18 protein-coding genes are annotated in these 14,531 nt (G+C 64.2%); 7 read left to right on the top strand and 11 right to left on the bottom strand.

Annotated elements, in window-relative coordinates; translation table 11 throughout:
* Positions 1-2: 2 nt before the first annotated feature.
* The 4 genes from MK6180000_RS19155 to MK6180000_RS19140 form a co-directional block, all read right to left on the bottom strand.
* A complete protein-coding gene (locus MK6180000_RS19155) occupies positions 3-1,472 on the bottom strand; it encodes an efflux RND transporter periplasmic adaptor subunit (protein WP_138936186.1) in 1,470 nt (489 codons plus the stop codon).
* Between the two features lie 69 nt (positions 1,473-1,541).
* Positions 1,542-2,084 (bottom strand): molybdenum cofactor biosynthesis protein B, encoded by a 543-nt coding sequence (gene moaB / locus MK6180000_RS19150; protein WP_138936185.1) that lies wholly within the window; start codon positions 2,082-2,084, stop codon positions 1,542-1,544.
* A gap of 3 nt (positions 2,085-2,087) precedes the next feature.
* Positions 2,088-2,705 (bottom strand): LysE family translocator, encoded by a 618-nt coding sequence (locus MK6180000_RS19145; protein ID WP_138936184.1) that lies wholly within the window; start codon positions 2,703-2,705, stop codon positions 2,088-2,090.
* Complete coding sequence (locus MK6180000_RS19140) at positions 2,705-3,475, bottom strand: uracil-DNA glycosylase (RefSeq protein WP_138936183.1); 771 nt, start codon at positions 3,473-3,475, stop codon at positions 2,705-2,707. The genes MK6180000_RS19145 and MK6180000_RS19140 overlap by 1 nt, the downstream gene beginning before the upstream one ends.
* 174 nt (positions 3,476-3,649) lie before the next feature.
* Here MK6180000_RS19140 and MK6180000_RS19135 point away from each other — a divergent pair, with 174 nt between their 5' ends.
* Genes MK6180000_RS19135 through MK6180000_RS19115 form a run of 5 tightly spaced genes read left to right on the top strand, consistent with a single transcriptional unit; the run spans position 3,650 to position 7,306 of the window.
* Positions 3,650-4,606 carry an aspartate carbamoyltransferase catalytic subunit gene (locus tag MK6180000_RS19135; RefSeq protein WP_138936182.1) on the top strand — a complete coding sequence of 319 codons (957 nt, stop codon included), beginning with the start codon at positions 3,650-3,652 and terminating at the stop codon, positions 4,604-4,606.
* Positions 4,603-5,151 carry a hypothetical protein gene (locus MK6180000_RS19130; RefSeq protein ID WP_138936181.1) on the top strand — a complete coding sequence of 183 codons (549 nt, stop codon included), beginning with the start codon at positions 4,603-4,605 and terminating at the stop codon, positions 5,149-5,151. Before MK6180000_RS19135 ends, MK6180000_RS19130 begins: the two co-directional genes overlap by 4 nt.
* A complete protein-coding gene (gene pyrC / locus MK6180000_RS19125) occupies positions 5,148-6,446 on the top strand; it encodes a dihydroorotase (protein WP_246040578.1) in 1,299 nt (432 codons plus the stop codon). The genes MK6180000_RS19130 and pyrC overlap by 4 nt, the downstream gene beginning before the upstream one ends.
* Positions 6,447-7,052 carry a glycerol-3-phosphate 1-O-acyltransferase PlsY gene (gene plsY, locus MK6180000_RS19120; protein WP_138936180.1) on the top strand — a complete coding sequence of 202 codons (606 nt, stop codon included), beginning with the start codon at positions 6,447-6,449 and terminating at the stop codon, positions 7,050-7,052.
* A complete protein-coding gene (locus tag MK6180000_RS19115; protein ID WP_138936179.1) occupies positions 7,049-7,306 on the top strand; it encodes a hypothetical protein in 258 nt (85 codons plus the stop codon). Before plsY ends, MK6180000_RS19115 begins: the two co-directional genes overlap by 4 nt.
* Before the next feature lie 12 nt (positions 7,307-7,318).
* Here MK6180000_RS19115 and MK6180000_RS19110 read toward each other — a convergent pair whose 3' ends face one another.
* The 3 genes from MK6180000_RS19110 to MK6180000_RS19100 all read right to left on the bottom strand — a co-directional run bounded on the left by MK6180000_RS19110 (position 7,319) and on the right by MK6180000_RS19100 (position 11,084).
* Positions 7,319-8,092, bottom strand: coding sequence for a 3'(2'),5'-bisphosphate nucleotidase CysQ (locus MK6180000_RS19110; protein ID WP_138936178.1), 774 nt, complete (start codon positions 8,090-8,092; stop codon positions 7,319-7,321).
* Positions 8,079-9,425 carry a TldD/PmbA family protein gene (locus tag MK6180000_RS19105; RefSeq protein WP_138936177.1) on the bottom strand — a complete coding sequence of 449 codons (1,347 nt, stop codon included), beginning with the start codon at positions 9,423-9,425 and terminating at the stop codon, positions 8,079-8,081. The genes MK6180000_RS19110 and MK6180000_RS19105 overlap by 14 nt, the downstream gene beginning before the upstream one ends.
* 123 nt (positions 9,426-9,548) lie before the next feature.
* Positions 9,549-11,084: a DUF2125 domain-containing protein gene (locus tag MK6180000_RS19100; protein ID WP_138936176.1), complete on the bottom strand. Its 1,536-nt coding sequence runs from the start codon at positions 11,082-11,084 to the stop codon at positions 9,549-9,551.
* Positions 11,085-11,219: 135 nt separating this feature from the next.
* On the opposite strand from MK6180000_RS19100, the gene MK6180000_RS19095 reads away from it, so the two are divergent.
* Both MK6180000_RS19095 and MK6180000_RS19090 read left to right on the top strand, forming a co-directional pair.
* On the top strand, positions 11,220-12,008 hold the full coding sequence (locus tag MK6180000_RS19095) for an SDR family oxidoreductase (protein ID WP_246040577.1): 789 nt from the start codon (positions 11,220-11,222) through the stop codon (positions 12,006-12,008).
* On the top strand, positions 12,005-12,622 hold the full coding sequence (locus tag MK6180000_RS19090) for an enoyl-CoA hydratase/isomerase family protein (protein ID WP_138936175.1): 618 nt from the start codon (positions 12,005-12,007) through the stop codon (positions 12,620-12,622). The genes MK6180000_RS19095 and MK6180000_RS19090 overlap by 4 nt, the downstream gene beginning before the upstream one ends.
* On the opposite strand, the gene MK6180000_RS19085 is transcribed toward MK6180000_RS19090, so the two are convergent.
* Genes MK6180000_RS19085 through MK6180000_RS19070 form a run of 4 tightly spaced genes read right to left on the bottom strand, consistent with a single transcriptional unit; the run spans position 12,619 to position 14,468 of the window.
* Positions 12,619-13,005, bottom strand: coding sequence for an ExbD/TolR family protein (locus tag MK6180000_RS19085; protein WP_138936174.1), 387 nt, complete (start codon positions 13,003-13,005; stop codon positions 12,619-12,621). The two genes, MK6180000_RS19090 and MK6180000_RS19085, sit on opposite strands and share 4 nt — an antisense overlap.
* Positions 13,002-13,367, bottom strand: a complete 366-nt coding sequence (locus MK6180000_RS19080; protein ID WP_138936173.1) for a biopolymer transporter ExbD — start codon at positions 13,365-13,367, stop codon at positions 13,002-13,004. The genes MK6180000_RS19085 and MK6180000_RS19080 overlap by 4 nt, the downstream gene beginning before the upstream one ends.
* 10 nt (positions 13,368-13,377) lie before the next feature.
* On the bottom strand, positions 13,378-14,022 hold the full coding sequence (locus MK6180000_RS19075; RefSeq protein ID WP_138936588.1) for a MotA/TolQ/ExbB proton channel family protein: 645 nt from the start codon (positions 14,020-14,022) through the stop codon (positions 13,378-13,380).
* 8 nt (positions 14,023-14,030) lie between these two features.
* Positions 14,031-14,468, bottom strand: a complete 438-nt coding sequence (locus tag MK6180000_RS19070) for a hypothetical protein (RefSeq protein WP_138936172.1) — start codon at positions 14,466-14,468, stop codon at positions 14,031-14,033.
* Positions 14,469-14,531 lie beyond the last annotated feature (63 nt).

Genomic DNA, 14,531 nt, shown 5'->3' with positions numbered 1-14,531 from the left:
GCCTAGCCGCCCATCCGGGTTTCTAGCCGCGCGACGACATCAGCAGGCACCATTCCCTGCGCCAACTGGTCCAAGAGGCGGGTGCGCGCGGCATCGGGCATATCGCGATTTCCCGTCACATAGGCGATAAGGCGCGCGCGCCTCTCCTCGCTCAGCTCAACCATGCCTGAGCTCTCTTGCGGGGCAGCGGCGGCGCCAGTCAGCGGGCGCACCTTGATCCCCGCGCCCAGCAGCGGCGAGCGCTGCGTGACGATCTGCCGGCCTGCCAGCGGCAGCGCCTGCTCGGCGGCACGGATCAGCACCTCGTCGCCTTGGCGGCGAAGCAACGTGACAGATAGCGGCTCTAGCCGGCCCTCTGCATTTACAGCCAAAACGGCGCCGTCGGCGCCCAGCGCGCTGGCAGGTAGGCGCACGACATTCTCCAGCGCAGGTTCGGCCACCTCGACGGTGACGAAATCGCCGGGTTTTAGCCCCTGCGCCGTCTCCAGCCGGGCAAAGACCAAACGCCCTGTCTGCCCCTCGCCGACAGCGGCACTTGCGCGGGTGATGGTGCCGGGCGCCGACAGACGCGCGCCCGACGCCTCAAGCACCGCCGTTACCGGCGCGCGGCGCAACTGGCCATCCGCGTCCAGCAGCCGCGCAAATTGAGCAGTGGAAATGCGAAACGCCACCTCCAGCGCGCCCCGGTCGATCAGCGTCGCCAGCCGCTCGCCATTCGTGACAAGGGCGCCCTCATCGACCGCCACATCGGCCAAAGCGCCGTTAAACTCGGCAGTGACGCTGGTATCGGCCAGTCGTCTCTCTGCCTCTTCCAGCGCGATTTGGGCGCGCTGCGTGCCAGTCGCGGCCTGATCCACGCGCGCCTCGGCGTTGGCCACGGCCTGCCTGCGGGTGAGGACAGCGCCGCGCGCGGCGGCGGCGGCCAATTCTGCGGTCTCGACGGTGGCGGTCGTGCCGACGCCGCGCTGCTCCAGATCGCTCTGGCGCTGCAGTGCGCGCTCTTGCAAATCGGCTTGATCGCGCGCGGCGGTTAACTCGTCCTGCGCCAAATCTAGGCTACGTGCGGCATCACGCGCCTCGGCAACGGCATCCATCAGATCGCTCTGCGTACGGTCACGCGCAGATTGCATATCCGCAGGGTCTATACGCAATAACAGCTGCCCGGCGGCCACCTGCCCGCCCTCGTCAAAGGCCTCGGCCAGCTCGATAATGGTGCCTGACGCCTTCGCGCGCAGCTCCAGCGTGCGGCGGCTGCGCACCTCGCCATAGGCGGTTAGTGTGGGGGCAATGGTCTGCGGCTGCGCGGTCACCACCTTGACTGCGAACTCGCGCTCTTCCCGCACACCAGCATCCGGCTCGCGCGCCAGCCGCTCTTGAACAGAGGCGTTTATAATGTATCCCGCATACGCCAGCAGCCCCAATGTCAACGACATCAGGATCAGGCCTGTCAGACTTCGGCGCAGAAACTGCATGGTCGGGCGATCCTCGCTATGGCGGCGCGCCCTATATATATAACGCTTATGCCGCGAATACCAAGCACGCTACTTGCGGCGATGATGCTCGTCCAGACGCGGCATAATCTCGACAAAATTGCAGGGGCGGTGCCGATAATCCAGTTGGAGGGCCAGGATCTCGTCCCACGCGTCCTTGCAGGCACCAGGGCTGCCCGGCAATGCAAAAAGGTAGGTGCCCAGCGCCACGCCCGCCGTCGCGCGGCTTTGAACGGCGCTGGTGCCGATTTTGGCCATGCTGACATGGGTGAACACCGTGCCAAACGCATCGATTTCCTTCTCATAGACGTCCCTGTGGGCCTCGACGGTCACGTCGCGGCCCGTCAGCCCCGTTCCCCCGGTCGAGATGATGGCATCGATGCCTCCATCCTCGCACCAGCTTCGCAACTGCGCTGCAATCTCCGCCCGCTCGTCGCGGACAATCGTGCGAGCGCTTAGGATATGCCCCGCGCCCTCGATCCGGCCTACCAGTATGTCGCCCGAGCGGTCATCGCCCGCCTCGCGCGTGTCGCTGACCGTCAGAACGGCGATGCGCACAGGAATAAATTCGCGGCTCTCGTCAATGCTACTCACGCCTCAGGCCCTTTCCAATATCGCCAGCCGCACGGCCAGCGCGGTGAATATCGCGGCAGTCGCATAGCCCAGCCCGCGCGCGAAACGCGGCGATCCGGCCATATACCGGCCCAAACTGCCGGCAAAGACACCAACAGCGCCGTTAACGAACAAGCCACCGATGCCCATGATTACGCCCAGCACTAGAAACTGGCCCAGCAGGCTATGCGCGGGGTCGGTGAATTGCGGCAGGAACGCCAGCACGAACAAGATCACTTTGGGGTTCGTCAGGTTTACCACCAGCCCCTCGCGGAATGCGCGTCGAGGGCTCATCGGGCGGCCGCTTGCGCGCATCGGGCCAGTGCGCAGCGCACCCACCGCGAGCCATAGCAGATACCCGACACCCACCCAGCGGATTACGTCAAAGAGCCATGGCGCCGCAGCAACCAGCGCCCCAACACCTAGCGCCGCCAGCGTCACATGTACCAACGCTCCCAGCGCAATTCCGGCGCTTGCGGCCATTGCCGGGCGCGGCCCGGCACGCAGGCCTTGCCCAAGGCAAAACATCATATCCGCCCCCGGCGTCAGGTTCAGCGCCAGCGCGGCAGGCAGGAACGCCAGCAAGAGCCACGGATCAATCATTACGCAGTCCCTTTAAGGCGCGCCTGCACCTCCAGCAGATCAGCCCAAGCCGCACGCTTGGCCGCAGAGTTTCGCAGCAGATAAGCTGGATGAAACATCGGTAGCGCGGGCTTGCCCCACGCCTCCGTCCAGGTGCCTCGCAGCTTGGTGATACCGCGCGTATCCAAGGCAGCCTGGCAACTGATATTGCCGACCAGGATCACCACGTCCGGCGCAGCAAGCTCCACATGGCGCTGCATGAACGGGCGCATCATCGCGATATCGTTCGGTGCGGGGTCCGCATTCTGCGGCGGCCGCCATGGCATGACGTTGGTTATATACACGTTCTCTTTGCGGTTCATCCCTATCGCGGCAAGCATCCGGTCTAGCATCTGCCCGGCTCGCCCGACAAAGGGGCGGCCCTCGCGATCCTCTTCGCGGCCCGGCGCCTCGCCGATGATCATCAACCGCGCGCCGGGCACACCGTCCGCAAAGACCAGATTGCGCGCGCCGCGCTTTAGCTCGCAATGCTCGTAGGACGCCAGCGCAGCCCGCAACGCTTCCAGATCATTCGCGCCCTCCGCCGCGCGGCGCGCTGCATCCAAGGCATCTGGAACTTCAGCCAGATGCGCCTGCGCAGTCCCCGCCACGGCAGGCGCGGCCGCCTTTGGCGCCGCTGCTGGCGTCTCGTAACGGTTCACCGGCACGTCGCCGATTGCCTCGTCGATGCCCAGCTCGACCTGCCATTGCAGCAGCGCGCGCAGCCCGTGAAAATCTAATGCCGAATCCATGCGCCAACGCTACTCCTGTCGCCGCACAGGCGAAAGCGCCTAGTGCGCGACGGCCGCTTCATACGGTCCCACCTGCCTAAAACGCGCAGCACGGCCATAGTCCAAGGCTTGCCGATTGAACGCCCACGCCGCCCATGCGATAAGCTGTACAAACGGCCCAAGCAGGAGATGCCGGTGCCCTTCGACCACACCCACCTTTTGGGGATTGAGCCTTTGGCCCCCGATGATATCCGCACGATCCTCGACCTGGCAGACCAGTATGCCGATCGGGGCCGCAGCGGGGCTAAACATGGCGATGCGCTGGCGGGCATGACGCAGATCAACATGTTTTTCGAAAACTCGACCCGCACGCAGGCCAGCTTCGAGCTGGCTGGCAAGCGTTTGGGCGCGGACGTAATGTCGATGGCGATGCAGGCCAGCAGTATCAAAAAGGGCGAGACGCTGATCGACACGGCGATGACGCTGAACGCCATGCATCCCGATCTGCTTGTGGTGCGACACCCCCATTCCGGGGCCGTCGATCTGCTGGCGCAAAAGGTGAATTGCGCCGTGCTGAATGCAGGCGACGGCCGGCACGAACACCCCACGCAGGCATTGCTGGATGCGCTGACGATCCGCCGTGCCAAGGGGCGACTGCACCGCCTGAACATCGCCATCTGCGGCGATATCGCGCATAGCCGCGTCGCGCGCAGCAACATCATCCTCTTGGGCAAGATGGAGAACCGTATCCGCCTGATCGGCCCGCCCACCCTGATGCCCGCCGGTATCGGCGAATTTGGCGTCGAGGTTTATGATGATATGCAAAAGGGCCTTGATGGCGTCGACGTCGTCATGATGCTGCGCCTTCAACGCGAGCGTATGGACGGCGGCTTTATCCCGTCCGAGCGTGAGTATTACCACCGCTACGGCCTTGATGCGGAAAAACTGGCTCATGCCGCGCCCGATGCTATCGTGATGCATCCCGGCCCGATGAACCGCGGCGTCGAGATCGACGGCGAGTTGGCCGACGACATCCATCGCAGCGTGATCCAGCAGCAGGTGGAAATGGGCGTGGCTGTGCGCATGGCGGCAATGGATCTGCTGGCGCGCAATCTGCGCCGCGTACGATCCCCAATAACGGTGATGACATGAGCGAAAAAATACAGATCAGTGCAACCGAGGTCGGCGTCGTGCGCGTCTTTGCCGTCGATATCCCGGCGGACCAGATTGCGACATTTACCGCCCGCAATGGCAGCTGGCCCCTCCGCGAGGCGCTAGGCGCAGAAACGCTGGACCCAGAGCATGCTGTAGTCTTTGACGCCGACGATTTGGCCGATATGGGCCTGCCCGGCTATCTGCGCGAGGGACACGCGATCCCTGAGGACCAGATCGAGCAGATGCGCGCAAAGCTAATGGCGCAGGATGGCACAGTCATGGTCATCACCTCGCGCGCATTCGGCGGCACGGCGCAGACCCTCAACATCCGCGCACCCTTACGCCTGATCGCGACCTTCTCTGAGACGCACGATCCCATCACCTTCGGCGCATTGCCCGATGCGTCGGCCCGCACGCCCGAACATCAGGAAAAACCGCAAGGTAAGGCACCCTCCGACGCCGCTATGTCAGGCCGCGTGGCGACCGTGGTGCTACTGGTTCTAGCGCTGCTGGTCATCGTCATGGTCTGGATCGCATCGTGATCGACACGGGCCGCATCCTGATCACCAATGCCCGGCTAATCGACCCGGAGGCAGGGACGGACACGCCCGGCAGCCTGCTGATCGAGGATGGCCGCATCGCGCGCATCTCCCACGGCCCGGACACACCGGACGCGCCCAAGGGCGCACGCGTTATCGACGCGGGCGGCAAACACCTCGCGCCCGGTATTGTCGATATCGGCGTCAAGGTTTGCGAGCCGGGCGAGCGGCACAAGGAATCGTTCCGCTCTGCTGGTTTAGCGGCGGCGGCAGGCGGCGTGACCACAATGGCCACCCGTCCCGATACCCTTCCGGCTATCGACAGCCCCGAAGTGCTGGAATTTTCCCGCCGCCGCGCCAATGAGGCGGCACCGGTGAACGTGTTGCCAATGGCCGCCCTGACCAAAGGGCGGGCCGGCAAGGAAATGACCGAAATCGGCTTTCTCATGGATGCAGGCGCCGTCGCGTTTACCGATTGCGATCATGTGGTACAAAGCACCAAAGTCTTTGCCCGCGCGCTGACCTACGCCCGCTCGTGCGGCGCGCTGGTTATCGCACACCCCCAAGAGCCCGGTCTGTCCGCAGGCGCAGCGGCCACGTCGGGCAAATTCGCCTCGCTCTATGGCTTGCCCGCCGTCTCGTCCATGGCCGAGAGGATGGGCCTCGACCGCGATATCGCCCTGCTGGAAATGACCGGCGCGCGCTACCACGCCGACCAGATCACCACCGCGCGCGCCCTGCCCGCGCTGGAACGCGCCAAGCGCAATGGGCTGGATATTACCGCAGGCACGTCAATTCATCACCTCACGCTGAACGAGCTGGACGTCGCGGGCTATCGCACATTTTTCAAGGTCAAGCCGCCCCTGCGCAGCGAAGAGGATCGCCAAGCCATCGTCGAGGCCGTCCGTAGCGGCCTGATCGACACGATCAGCTCCATGCACACGCCCCAGGACGAGGAAAGCAAGCGCCTGCCGTTCGAGGAGGCAGCAAGCGGCGCGGTCGCGCTGGAGACGCTATTGCCCGCCGCGCTGCGCCTTTACCATTCCGGCGATCTGGATCTGCCCGTGCTCTTTCGTGCGCTATCGCTGAACCCGGCCAAGCGTCTGGGCCTTGAGTGCGGGCGATTGGCTGTGGGAGCACCGGCCGATCTGGTCCTGTTCGATGCGAGCAAACCCTTCGTGATGGATCGCTTCAAACTCCGCTCGAAATCCAAGAACACGCCGTTTGACGGCGCGCGGATGCAGGGGCGTGTGATCGCTACCTTTGTCGCCGGAACCCCTGTTTATGAGGCCGAATAAATGCCGCTGTTTGAAACATCTGCCACGCTTTTGATCCTCTGGGCCGTGATCGGCTATCTGCTCGGGTCGATCCCGTCGGGCATAATCCTTGCCCGCGCATTCGGTTTGGGCGATTTACGCAGCATCGGGTCGGGCAATATCGGCGCGACAAACGTGCTGCGCACCGGATCCAAAGGCGCGGCAGCCGCGACATTGCTGATGGATGCCGCCAAGGGCGCGATAGCGGTTCTGCTGGCGCGCCTGCTGGCAGGCGAGGATGCGGCCCAACTGGCCGGGCTGATGGCGTTTCTAGGTCATTGCTTCCCCGTCTGGCTGGGCTTTCGGGGCGGCAAGGGGGTCGCGACGTTCCTAGGCGTGATGCTGGCACTGGCGTGGCCTGTGGGCCTGCTATGCTGCGCGGCGTGGCTGGGGGCTGCTGTGATAACGCGCATATCGTCGCTGTCGGCATTGGTCGCTGCGTGCAGCGCCGTTATCTGGATGGTCCTACTTGGCTATTTCAGCCTGCTCGTGCTGGGCATCGTGCTGGCCGCGCTGATCCTGTGGCGGCACAGCGCCAACATTGAGCGGCTGCGCGCCGGGACGGAGCCTAAGATCGGCGCCAAGTGAAAGCGTTTCTGGCGGCGTTCGATGCGCTTCCGCTGGGCACGTTCTACGGGTTGGCGCACGGTCGCCGATATGTCATCACCCGGCAGGATTTCGCAGGCGGCGCCGCGCAAAAGCTGCTGGCCGAAGAGATGGGTGGCAGCGATTACATCAGCTTGAATGTGTATCGCCTGACATCGGGTGCGCGTCTGAAGCCTTGCGAGATGCCAGAGGATAAGGTGGTACGGTTCGTTCTGGCGCTGACGATCACATCATGAAGCTGCACGCCCTCAGATCAGCGCACCGATCATCTGGCCATGCAACAGCGGCCCGGCAGCAAGCATCCCGTCCACCTGCGGCACGGCATTGTTAAACCGCAGTGCATTGCCGCGCCGATCCGTTGAAATAGCGCCCGCCTCGCGCAGGATCAGATCGCCGGCGGCGGCGTCCCACTCCCACGTTTTGCGCAGCGTCAACATCGCGTCAAAGCGGCCCTCGGCCACCAAGCTGAGACGATATGCCAGCGACGGACGATGCTCGCGCTTAAACGCCGGCACGTTTCCATGCCAATGATGCGCCTCCAGCATGGTGCGCGCGGCCAGCAGCGTTGCACCATCGGCGCGGTCCTGCCCGCTGGCGTGGATCGTCACGCCGTTTAGCGTGGCGCCCATCCCGGCAGCAGCCGCATACATCAGATTGAGCATGGGCAGGTAGATTACAGCGGCAGTAACGACCCCATCATCGCAGACGGCCAGCGCATGCGCCCACGCGCGGTTGCCTTCGATAAAGCTGCGCGTACCGTCGATAGGATCGATGATAAACGTGCGCGGCGCGGCGGCGCGCAATGGGTCATGCGCGCTCTCCTCACTTAGCCAGCCATAGGCGGGGCGTGCACTGCGTAGCTTTGCCTCCAGCACGTCGTTTACTGCCAGATCGGCCTCGGTCACTGGGCCTGCATCGTCGGGCTTGTCCCAGCGCTTGAGGTTGCCGCCCACATAACCGGTCGCAACCTCGCCCGCCGCGCGGGCCGCCTCGATCAGCAGTGGCAGGTCACGCGCCGGCAAGCGTCATCCCCTCAACCAACAGCGACGGAACGACGCTGCTTAGATGCGTGCGAGCATCATTGGCAGGCGTCATGCGCATTAGCATCTCGTGCAAGTTGCCCGCGATGGTTAGCTCGTTCACCGGATACGCAATCTCGCCGTTTTCGATCCAAAAGCCGGATGCGCCGCGCGAATAATCACCAGTGTTGCTGTTGATCGTCGAGCCGATCATCGACGTAACCAGCAGGCCGGTGCCCATATCGCGGATCAGATCCGCGCGGCTTGCGTCTCCTTGGGTCAGGGCGATGTTCCATGTGCCGGGGCGCGGCACGCCGCCGATCCCGCGCTTGGCATTCGCGGTCGACTGCATGCCCAGCTGGCGCGCACTGGCAAGGTCCAGCACCCAGCCCGTCAGCACGCCGCCGTCTACAATGGCGCGGCGCTGCGTCTCAAGGCCCTCGCCGTCATAGGGCCGCGATCCGGCCACGCGGGGTCGGTGCGGTTCCTCAAAGATGCTCAGGGCGTCCGGTAGCACCTGCTGGCCCAGTTTGTCGCGTAGCCATGTGGCGCCGCGCGCAACAGCCGCGCCATTGGCCGCACCTAAAAGGTGACCGATCAGCGATGTCGAAATGCGTTCGTCAAACAATACCGGATAGGCGCCCGTCTTGGGGCGGCGCGCGCCCAGTCGCTCGGCGGCGCGGGCGCCGGCACGGGCGCCTATATCGTCCGCACTGCGCAGGTCGGCATCCCAGATCCTGGCGTCACCGTCCGAGTCGCGCTCCATCCCCGTGCCGGTCCCGGCAATGGCGGAGCAGGACACATACCAATCGGTGCGCGTGTGGTTGGCCGCAAACCCGTTGCTGGCGGCCATCCAGATGCGCCGCCGATCGTATCCGGCGGTCGACGCCTGCACTTGGGCCACGCCTGGCACGGCCAGCGCGGCAGCCTCGGCCTCGGCGGCGCGGCGCTGCAATTCGGCCGGCTCAGGTTCGGGCGCGGGATCAACCAACTCTAGCGCAGCGATGTCCCACGCGGTCGCAAGCTGGCCCGGATCAGCCAGCCCGGCATGGGGATCCTCGGGGGCCTCGCGGGCCATGGCGACAGCGCGTTCGGCCAAAATATCTAGCGTTTCCGGGCGAATATCGGAGGATGACACGCTTGCCTGCCGCTGCCCGATCAGCACGCGAAGACCTACGTCCGTCGCCTCAGACCGCTCGGCCTGCTCCAGCTTGCCGCCGCGCACGTCGATCACTTGGGACGCGCCCGTTGCGACCATCGCATCGCAGCTATCTGCGCCCGCGCGGCGCGCAGCCGCCAGCAGGGCTTGCGCCAGATCGTCCAAGGAATGCGTCATGGGAATGCCTTTCGAATGAATGCCTGAGGTAGTCCGCAGGCGCGCAAGGCGCAAGGGGCGCGCAAAATGCAAACGGGCCGGGGACGTACCCCGGCCCGCAAACTTGCCTAGCCCAAACGGGGCCTATTTCAGGCGATTGCCGTTGGCGATCAGGCCGCCTTCTTCGGTAAATTCAATCTCGGATTTCAGCACGTCGTCGCCTTCGCCCGGCACAGCCACGGCGCCAAGTCCCATGCGCGCCATCATCATCTGTTCCGGCCCGATCAGGCCCATATCAACGAGCGTCTCAATCAGAGTATTGGCACCCGTCAGCTTAAACGCGACATCACCCACCGGCTTTGGCATGCCCTCGTAGACGGTCATATCGTCATTGTCGAAGACGACCGCGCCCTGCCCCGTCAACTCGGCCCCGGCGAGGCTGAACAGCAAGGAGTTCAGCGTCAACGCGTTCATCTGAACCGGCTCGTCGTCGCTGTCCTCGATTTTGGCCATCTGCGCGGGGTCCATGAAGTCGACCAGAACGCTGGCCTTGCCCGCCAGATCCAGCACCAGATTGGCCGGATCGCGCGGCAGTTTGCCAGTGGGATCGAATAGCGCCCATAACATATCGCTCAGCGCGAAATCAGCCAGCTTGAGGTTGAGGCCGAAATCCTGCGGCGCATCACCCTTGGTAAGCGGCATGGCCAGCCCAAAGGCCATCTCCTTCATCCCCATCGATACGGGGAAGGGCAGCTGGGGCACGATTGCCTCGATTTTCACGTCATTGGTCGCGCCGCTGTAGTCCAGCCCGCTTTCGTCCATCTTGATCGCCAGATTGCCACCGCTGCTGGCCGAGGTGCCGCTGGTTGATGTACCCTCTTCGTCCGTGATGTCGAAAACGCTGCTGCCGGCACCAAATGCGTAGTCCCCGTCGATCAAAAACCCGGCGCCCAGCGCAGCGGACATATTGTTCATATCTGCACCGTCCGGCATCGCTGTCTGGCTGGTCATGACGAGGCTTTCGATGCGCCCGTCCCATTTGACGCTGCTGGCCCCACCCTCGGGATCAGGATCAGGATCGGCGAAAGCAAAGGCATAGGTGACCGGACCCGTACGAATATTTTGTTCGGCGGCGCGCCCACCCTCTAACATAGTTTTGGTGCTGCCCACGACATCAGCAATATCGAACGACAGTTCATCAAATTCCACCGTCTCGCCTTCGCTGGTCAGCGCGCCGACGGTCATGCCGACGGACTTGGCAGTGTATTCGGTCAACATCTGCGAGGGATCGCCCGATACGGTGCTTTTCAGGTCAGACGAGCGATAAAGCATCTCCATGACAAATGCGCTCTCACCGACCCCGGTCATGATGATCGGCATCTCGTCCGGATAGACGACACCAACGGTGCCATCGCCATTGTCCTCAAGCATGATCCCCGGCACCGTTACGGTCGTTGTGCCCGCGTCATCGGGCAAAGTCTGGGTCAGGACGATATTGCTCAGGCTGAGGCCCTCCGCAGATGCCGCCTCGTCGGCGGTGACGGCAAAGCCGAAATCACTCAGATAATTTTGCCAATCGCTCCAGACGTCAGCGGGGGTCACGTCCGCCGTGGCGGCGCCCGCGCTTAGCATCAGGGCCAGCGCGCTGGTTATGGCGGTTGGATTGCCGTAATTTTTCATGTCGAACCTCATCGTTCAGGAAACTTGCTTGAAACTTGCGCGCAGCTTCGGGGGATTGGCCGCCGGGGTCAAGTGGTGCCCGCTGGACCCCGCGCCCGCCCGGCGTTAGTCAGAAGGCATATGATGGAGGCCCCAATGAATACCACCCCAGAACTGAACCCAGACCCAATCCCGGACATGACCGGAAAATGCGTGTTGATCACCGGCGCCAGCCGGGGGATCGGGGCCACAGCAGCACATGTATTCGCACAGGCCGGCGCGCATCTGGTCCTTATGGCGCGCAGCGACGCCGCGCTTGCCGAAGTCGCGAACCCCTTGGGCGCGGTAGCCATAACGGGCGACGTGGCGCACTACGACGACATGGCGCGCGCCGTGGCTGTGGCAGAGGAGCGTTTTGGAAGGCTGGACGTACTGATCGGAAATGCAGGCGTAATCTCGCCGATTGCCGCGCTGGATGCGGCGGACCCGGCCGATTGGGGCCAAGCGATCGACGTCAATCTAAAGGGCGTATTTCATGGGATGCACGCCGCGATGCCGGGAATGCGCCGTGCGGGCGGCGGGACGATTATCACCCTGTCATCCGGCGCGGCGCACCGCCCGCTTGAGGGGTGGAGCGCATATTGCGCGTCCAAGGCCGGCGCCGCCATGCTGACCGCCGCCGCGCATCTCGAGGGTGCGCAGCACGGCCTGCGCGTCATGGACCTGTCGCCCGGCACGGTCGCCACCCAAATGCAGCGCGATATCCGCGCCAGCGGCATCAATGCGGTCAGCCAATTCGACTGGTCCGAACATATTCCTCCCGAATGGGTCGCCCGCGCGCTGTTGTGGATGTGCGGCACTCAGGCGAACCCCTATCTGGGGCAGGAGGTATCACTACGCGATCCGGCCATCCGTGCGGCTATCGGTCTGGGGAATGCGGCATGATCGAACTGGCGCAAGACAGTGGCATATGGACCGCCACCATCAACCGCCCTGAGAAGGCAAACGCGCTGACAGACAAAATGCTGACCGAGTTGGCCGAGATTGCCGAAGAAGCAGGCCAACCCGGCGGCGCGCGCCTGCTGATCCTGACCGGCGCGGGCAAAGTCTTCTCGGCCGGCGCCGATCTGGACGCAATGCAAGGCGGGCTGGCCACATCGCCGGTGTGGGAGCGGCTGTCGTCGGCTATTGCCGCGCTGCCATGCCTCAGCATAGCGGCGCTCAACGGCACGGTCGCGGGCGGCGCGATGGGTATGGCGCTGGCCTGCGATTTTCGCGTGGCTGTGGCGGGCGCGGATGTTTTTTACCCTGTGATGAAGCGTGGATTTCTGCCGCAACCGTCCGATCCCGCGCGCCTTGCCGCTTTGATAGGGCCTGCGCGATCGCGGCTGATCCTTCTGGTGGGCCAGCGACTGGATGCTGCGACGGCCCTCGATTGGGGTCTTTACGACCGCATCGCGCAGCCCGGCGCGCTTATGGACGCGGTGCGCGATCTGGCCGCTGATGTGCTGGCGGCAACGCCCCAGCATGTCGCGGCGATCAAGCGTTTGATCCCTTAGTCCAGCCCGCGTTCAGTCACGATCATGACCCGCCCCGCGCCCAGCGCGCGCAACTCGCGTGCGATGCGGACCAACTGGCTGGCTGGCAGGTCGCGGTCAGGGACTAGTCTGATTTCCGGGCTGGCCGTACCGCCGATGCCTTGCATATAATCCTCAGCCTTCGTCACAGGTTCGCCGCGATAAATCATAGTCCCGTCCGCGCGGATCACCAACGCGTCAGGCGGGGGCCGTCCCTCCAGATCGGCGGTGCGCACGAGGCGCAGATCACGGTCTATGGGCTGCGCCAACGTGCCCGCGACCATGAAAAACACCAGCATCAGAAAGACGATGTTAATCAGCGCAATAGTCGGCTCGCGCTTGGATACTGCACGCGCACGTCTCATCCGCCGTCCAGCACGGTGGGGGCGATGCCGGGCACGCTGCGCAGGACCACCAGCAAATCAGTCAGGCGCTGCGACGTGATGCCATCGCGCATTGCAATCAGCAGGGATTGCGGCGCTGCGCCCTTTGGCCGGCCTTTCAGCGCGGCGGACAGCCCCTCCAGCGGCATCGCATCGCCGTTCAGGCGCACGTCGTCCGCGCGCAGTTGCAAAAATAGCGGGGGGATATCACGTGCCTCTACCGCGCCGTCGGCGGCCGCGCTCAGCTCGACCTCAGAGAATTTCGAGAAGGTCGAGCTGAGCATGAAAAAGAGTAATAGCAAGAAGATCACGTCGATCAGCGAGGTCATCGACAGCCGCCGCATGCGCCTGTGTCTAGGCACCTTGGGGCGCGGCCTCGTCCGCCATATGCCCGGCCAGACGCGCGCCGCGTGGATGCAAAACAGCGGCCAGCGCCCTCTCGGCCGTCACGCGCTCGGCGTCCATGCGCCCTTCGAACCAGCTGAGAACCAGCGCCGTCGGCATCGCCACCGCCAAGCCCACGGCAGTCGTCAGCAGTGCGACCCAGATACCCCCCGCAAGGATCGACGGATCAACTTGCGCGCCCGCATCCTGAAGAGCCTGAAACGCCTCAATCATACCCAGAACCGTGCCGAAAAGGCCCAGTAGCGGCGCCAGCTGCGCCACCGAATCCAGCAAGCGAAAGCCTGACTCGAGCTTGGCAAAGCGCGTTTCAGCCTCTGCCGCCAATCGCTGCGCATCAGCGGGAATTGACGAGAACGCCATGTCGATCACTGGCGCCAGATAGCTGCTGGAGCGGCCCAGCGCAGCGCGCGCTTCGGCGCGGTCGCCCTCGTCCCACGCGGTAACGGCCCTTTGCAAGGCGGTGTGGCGGCCCACACCGGCCGAGGTAAACTGCCATATTTTGTATATTATTGTCGCCATCGTCACGACCGATACGGCGAGCAAGATCAGGACGACGGGGCCGCCGATCTCGGCGATCTGGCGCAGCGGGTCCATCAGGCCGTTCACCCCCGCACCTCAATGTCGGTCCGGGTCGACAGGATCAAACCTGCCTCGCAAGCGGCCTGAGGCAGACCCTCACCGGTGCATGTATCTGCCCCGTTAAAAAGGATGCTACCCAGCCCCTCGCATGCGATGTTCGGCACGGAAAACTGGCGCACCCGCTGGCGCGCCGGGGGCAGCGCGCCCAGATCGAACAGCGTTAACCGATCAACTTGCCCGGACGCGTCAAAGAGAACCGCCTCATAAACCACCTGATCTATCGGTGCAGCATGGCCATTCAGCACAACAAAGCTCAGCGTGCAGCCACCATCTATGGTCTGCGCCGCGTTCAGCTCAATCGCGACGGCCGCGCCGATCTGTTCCTCGGCCAAGGTAGGCAACGTCAGTGCGGGCAATGCCGCCAGCAGTCCGATCGATGTCATGAGGGGCTTGAGCGCCATGGGCAATCTCCTACAGGCCGGCACCGCAATGGGTAGGCCCAGTCGTTATTCGACTTGAGCGTT

The sequence above is a fragment of the Roseovarius arcticus genome (genome assembly GCF_006125015.1).
GTDB lineage: Bacteria > Pseudomonadota > Alphaproteobacteria > Rhodobacterales > Rhodobacteraceae > Roseovarius > Roseovarius arcticus.
The sequence above is the reverse complement of the archived record's forward strand: the minus strand, read 5'-3'. Positions and strand labels throughout refer to the sequence as shown.

What these genes read in the sequence shown, in the direction of transcription:
- MK6180000_RS19100 (WP_138936176.1), bottom strand. Translation starts at nt 11,084, where the DNA reads ATGAAAAATTACGGCAATCCAACCGCCATAACCAGCGCGCTGGCCCTG.
- MK6180000_RS19080 (WP_138936173.1), bottom strand. Translation starts at nt 13,367, where the DNA reads ATGCGGCGGCTGTCGATGACCTCGCTGATCGACGTGATCTTCTTGCTA.
- MK6180000_RS19085 (WP_138936174.1), bottom strand. Translation starts at nt 13,005, where the DNA reads ATGAGACGTGCGCGTGCAGTATCCAAGCGCGAGCCGACTATTGCGCTG.
- MK6180000_RS19095 (WP_246040577.1), top strand. Translation starts at nt 11,220, where the DNA reads ATGAATACCACCCCAGAACTGAACCCAGACCCAATCCCGGACATGACC.
- MK6180000_RS19140 (WP_138936183.1), bottom strand. Translation starts at nt 3,475, where the DNA reads ATGGATTCGGCATTAGATTTTCACGGGCTGCGCGCGCTGCTGCAATGG.
- MK6180000_RS19155 (WP_138936186.1), bottom strand. Translation starts at nt 1,472, where the DNA reads ATGCAGTTTCTGCGCCGAAGTCTGACAGGCCTGATCCTGATGTCGTTG.
- MK6180000_RS19090 (WP_138936175.1), top strand. Translation starts at nt 12,005, where the DNA reads ATGATCGAACTGGCGCAAGACAGTGGCATATGGACCGCCACCATCAAC.
- MK6180000_RS19105 (WP_138936177.1), bottom strand. Translation starts at nt 9,425, where the DNA reads ATGACGCATTCCTTGGACGATCTGGCGCAAGCCCTGCTGGCGGCTGCG.
- MK6180000_RS19130 (WP_138936181.1), top strand. Translation starts at nt 4,603, where the DNA reads ATGAGCGAAAAAATACAGATCAGTGCAACCGAGGTCGGCGTCGTGCGC.
- MK6180000_RS19075 (WP_138936588.1), bottom strand. Translation starts at nt 14,022, where the DNA reads ATGGACCCGCTGCGCCAGATCGCCGAGATCGGCGGCCCCGTCGTCCTG.
- MK6180000_RS19145 (WP_138936184.1), bottom strand. Translation starts at nt 2,705, where the DNA reads ATGATTGATCCGTGGCTCTTGCTGGCGTTCCTGCCTGCCGCGCTGGCG.
- plsY (WP_138936180.1), top strand. Translation starts at nt 6,447, where the DNA reads ATGCCGCTGTTTGAAACATCTGCCACGCTTTTGATCCTCTGGGCCGTG.
- MK6180000_RS19070 (WP_138936172.1), bottom strand. Translation starts at nt 14,468, where the DNA reads ATGGCGCTCAAGCCCCTCATGACATCGATCGGACTGCTGGCGGCATTG.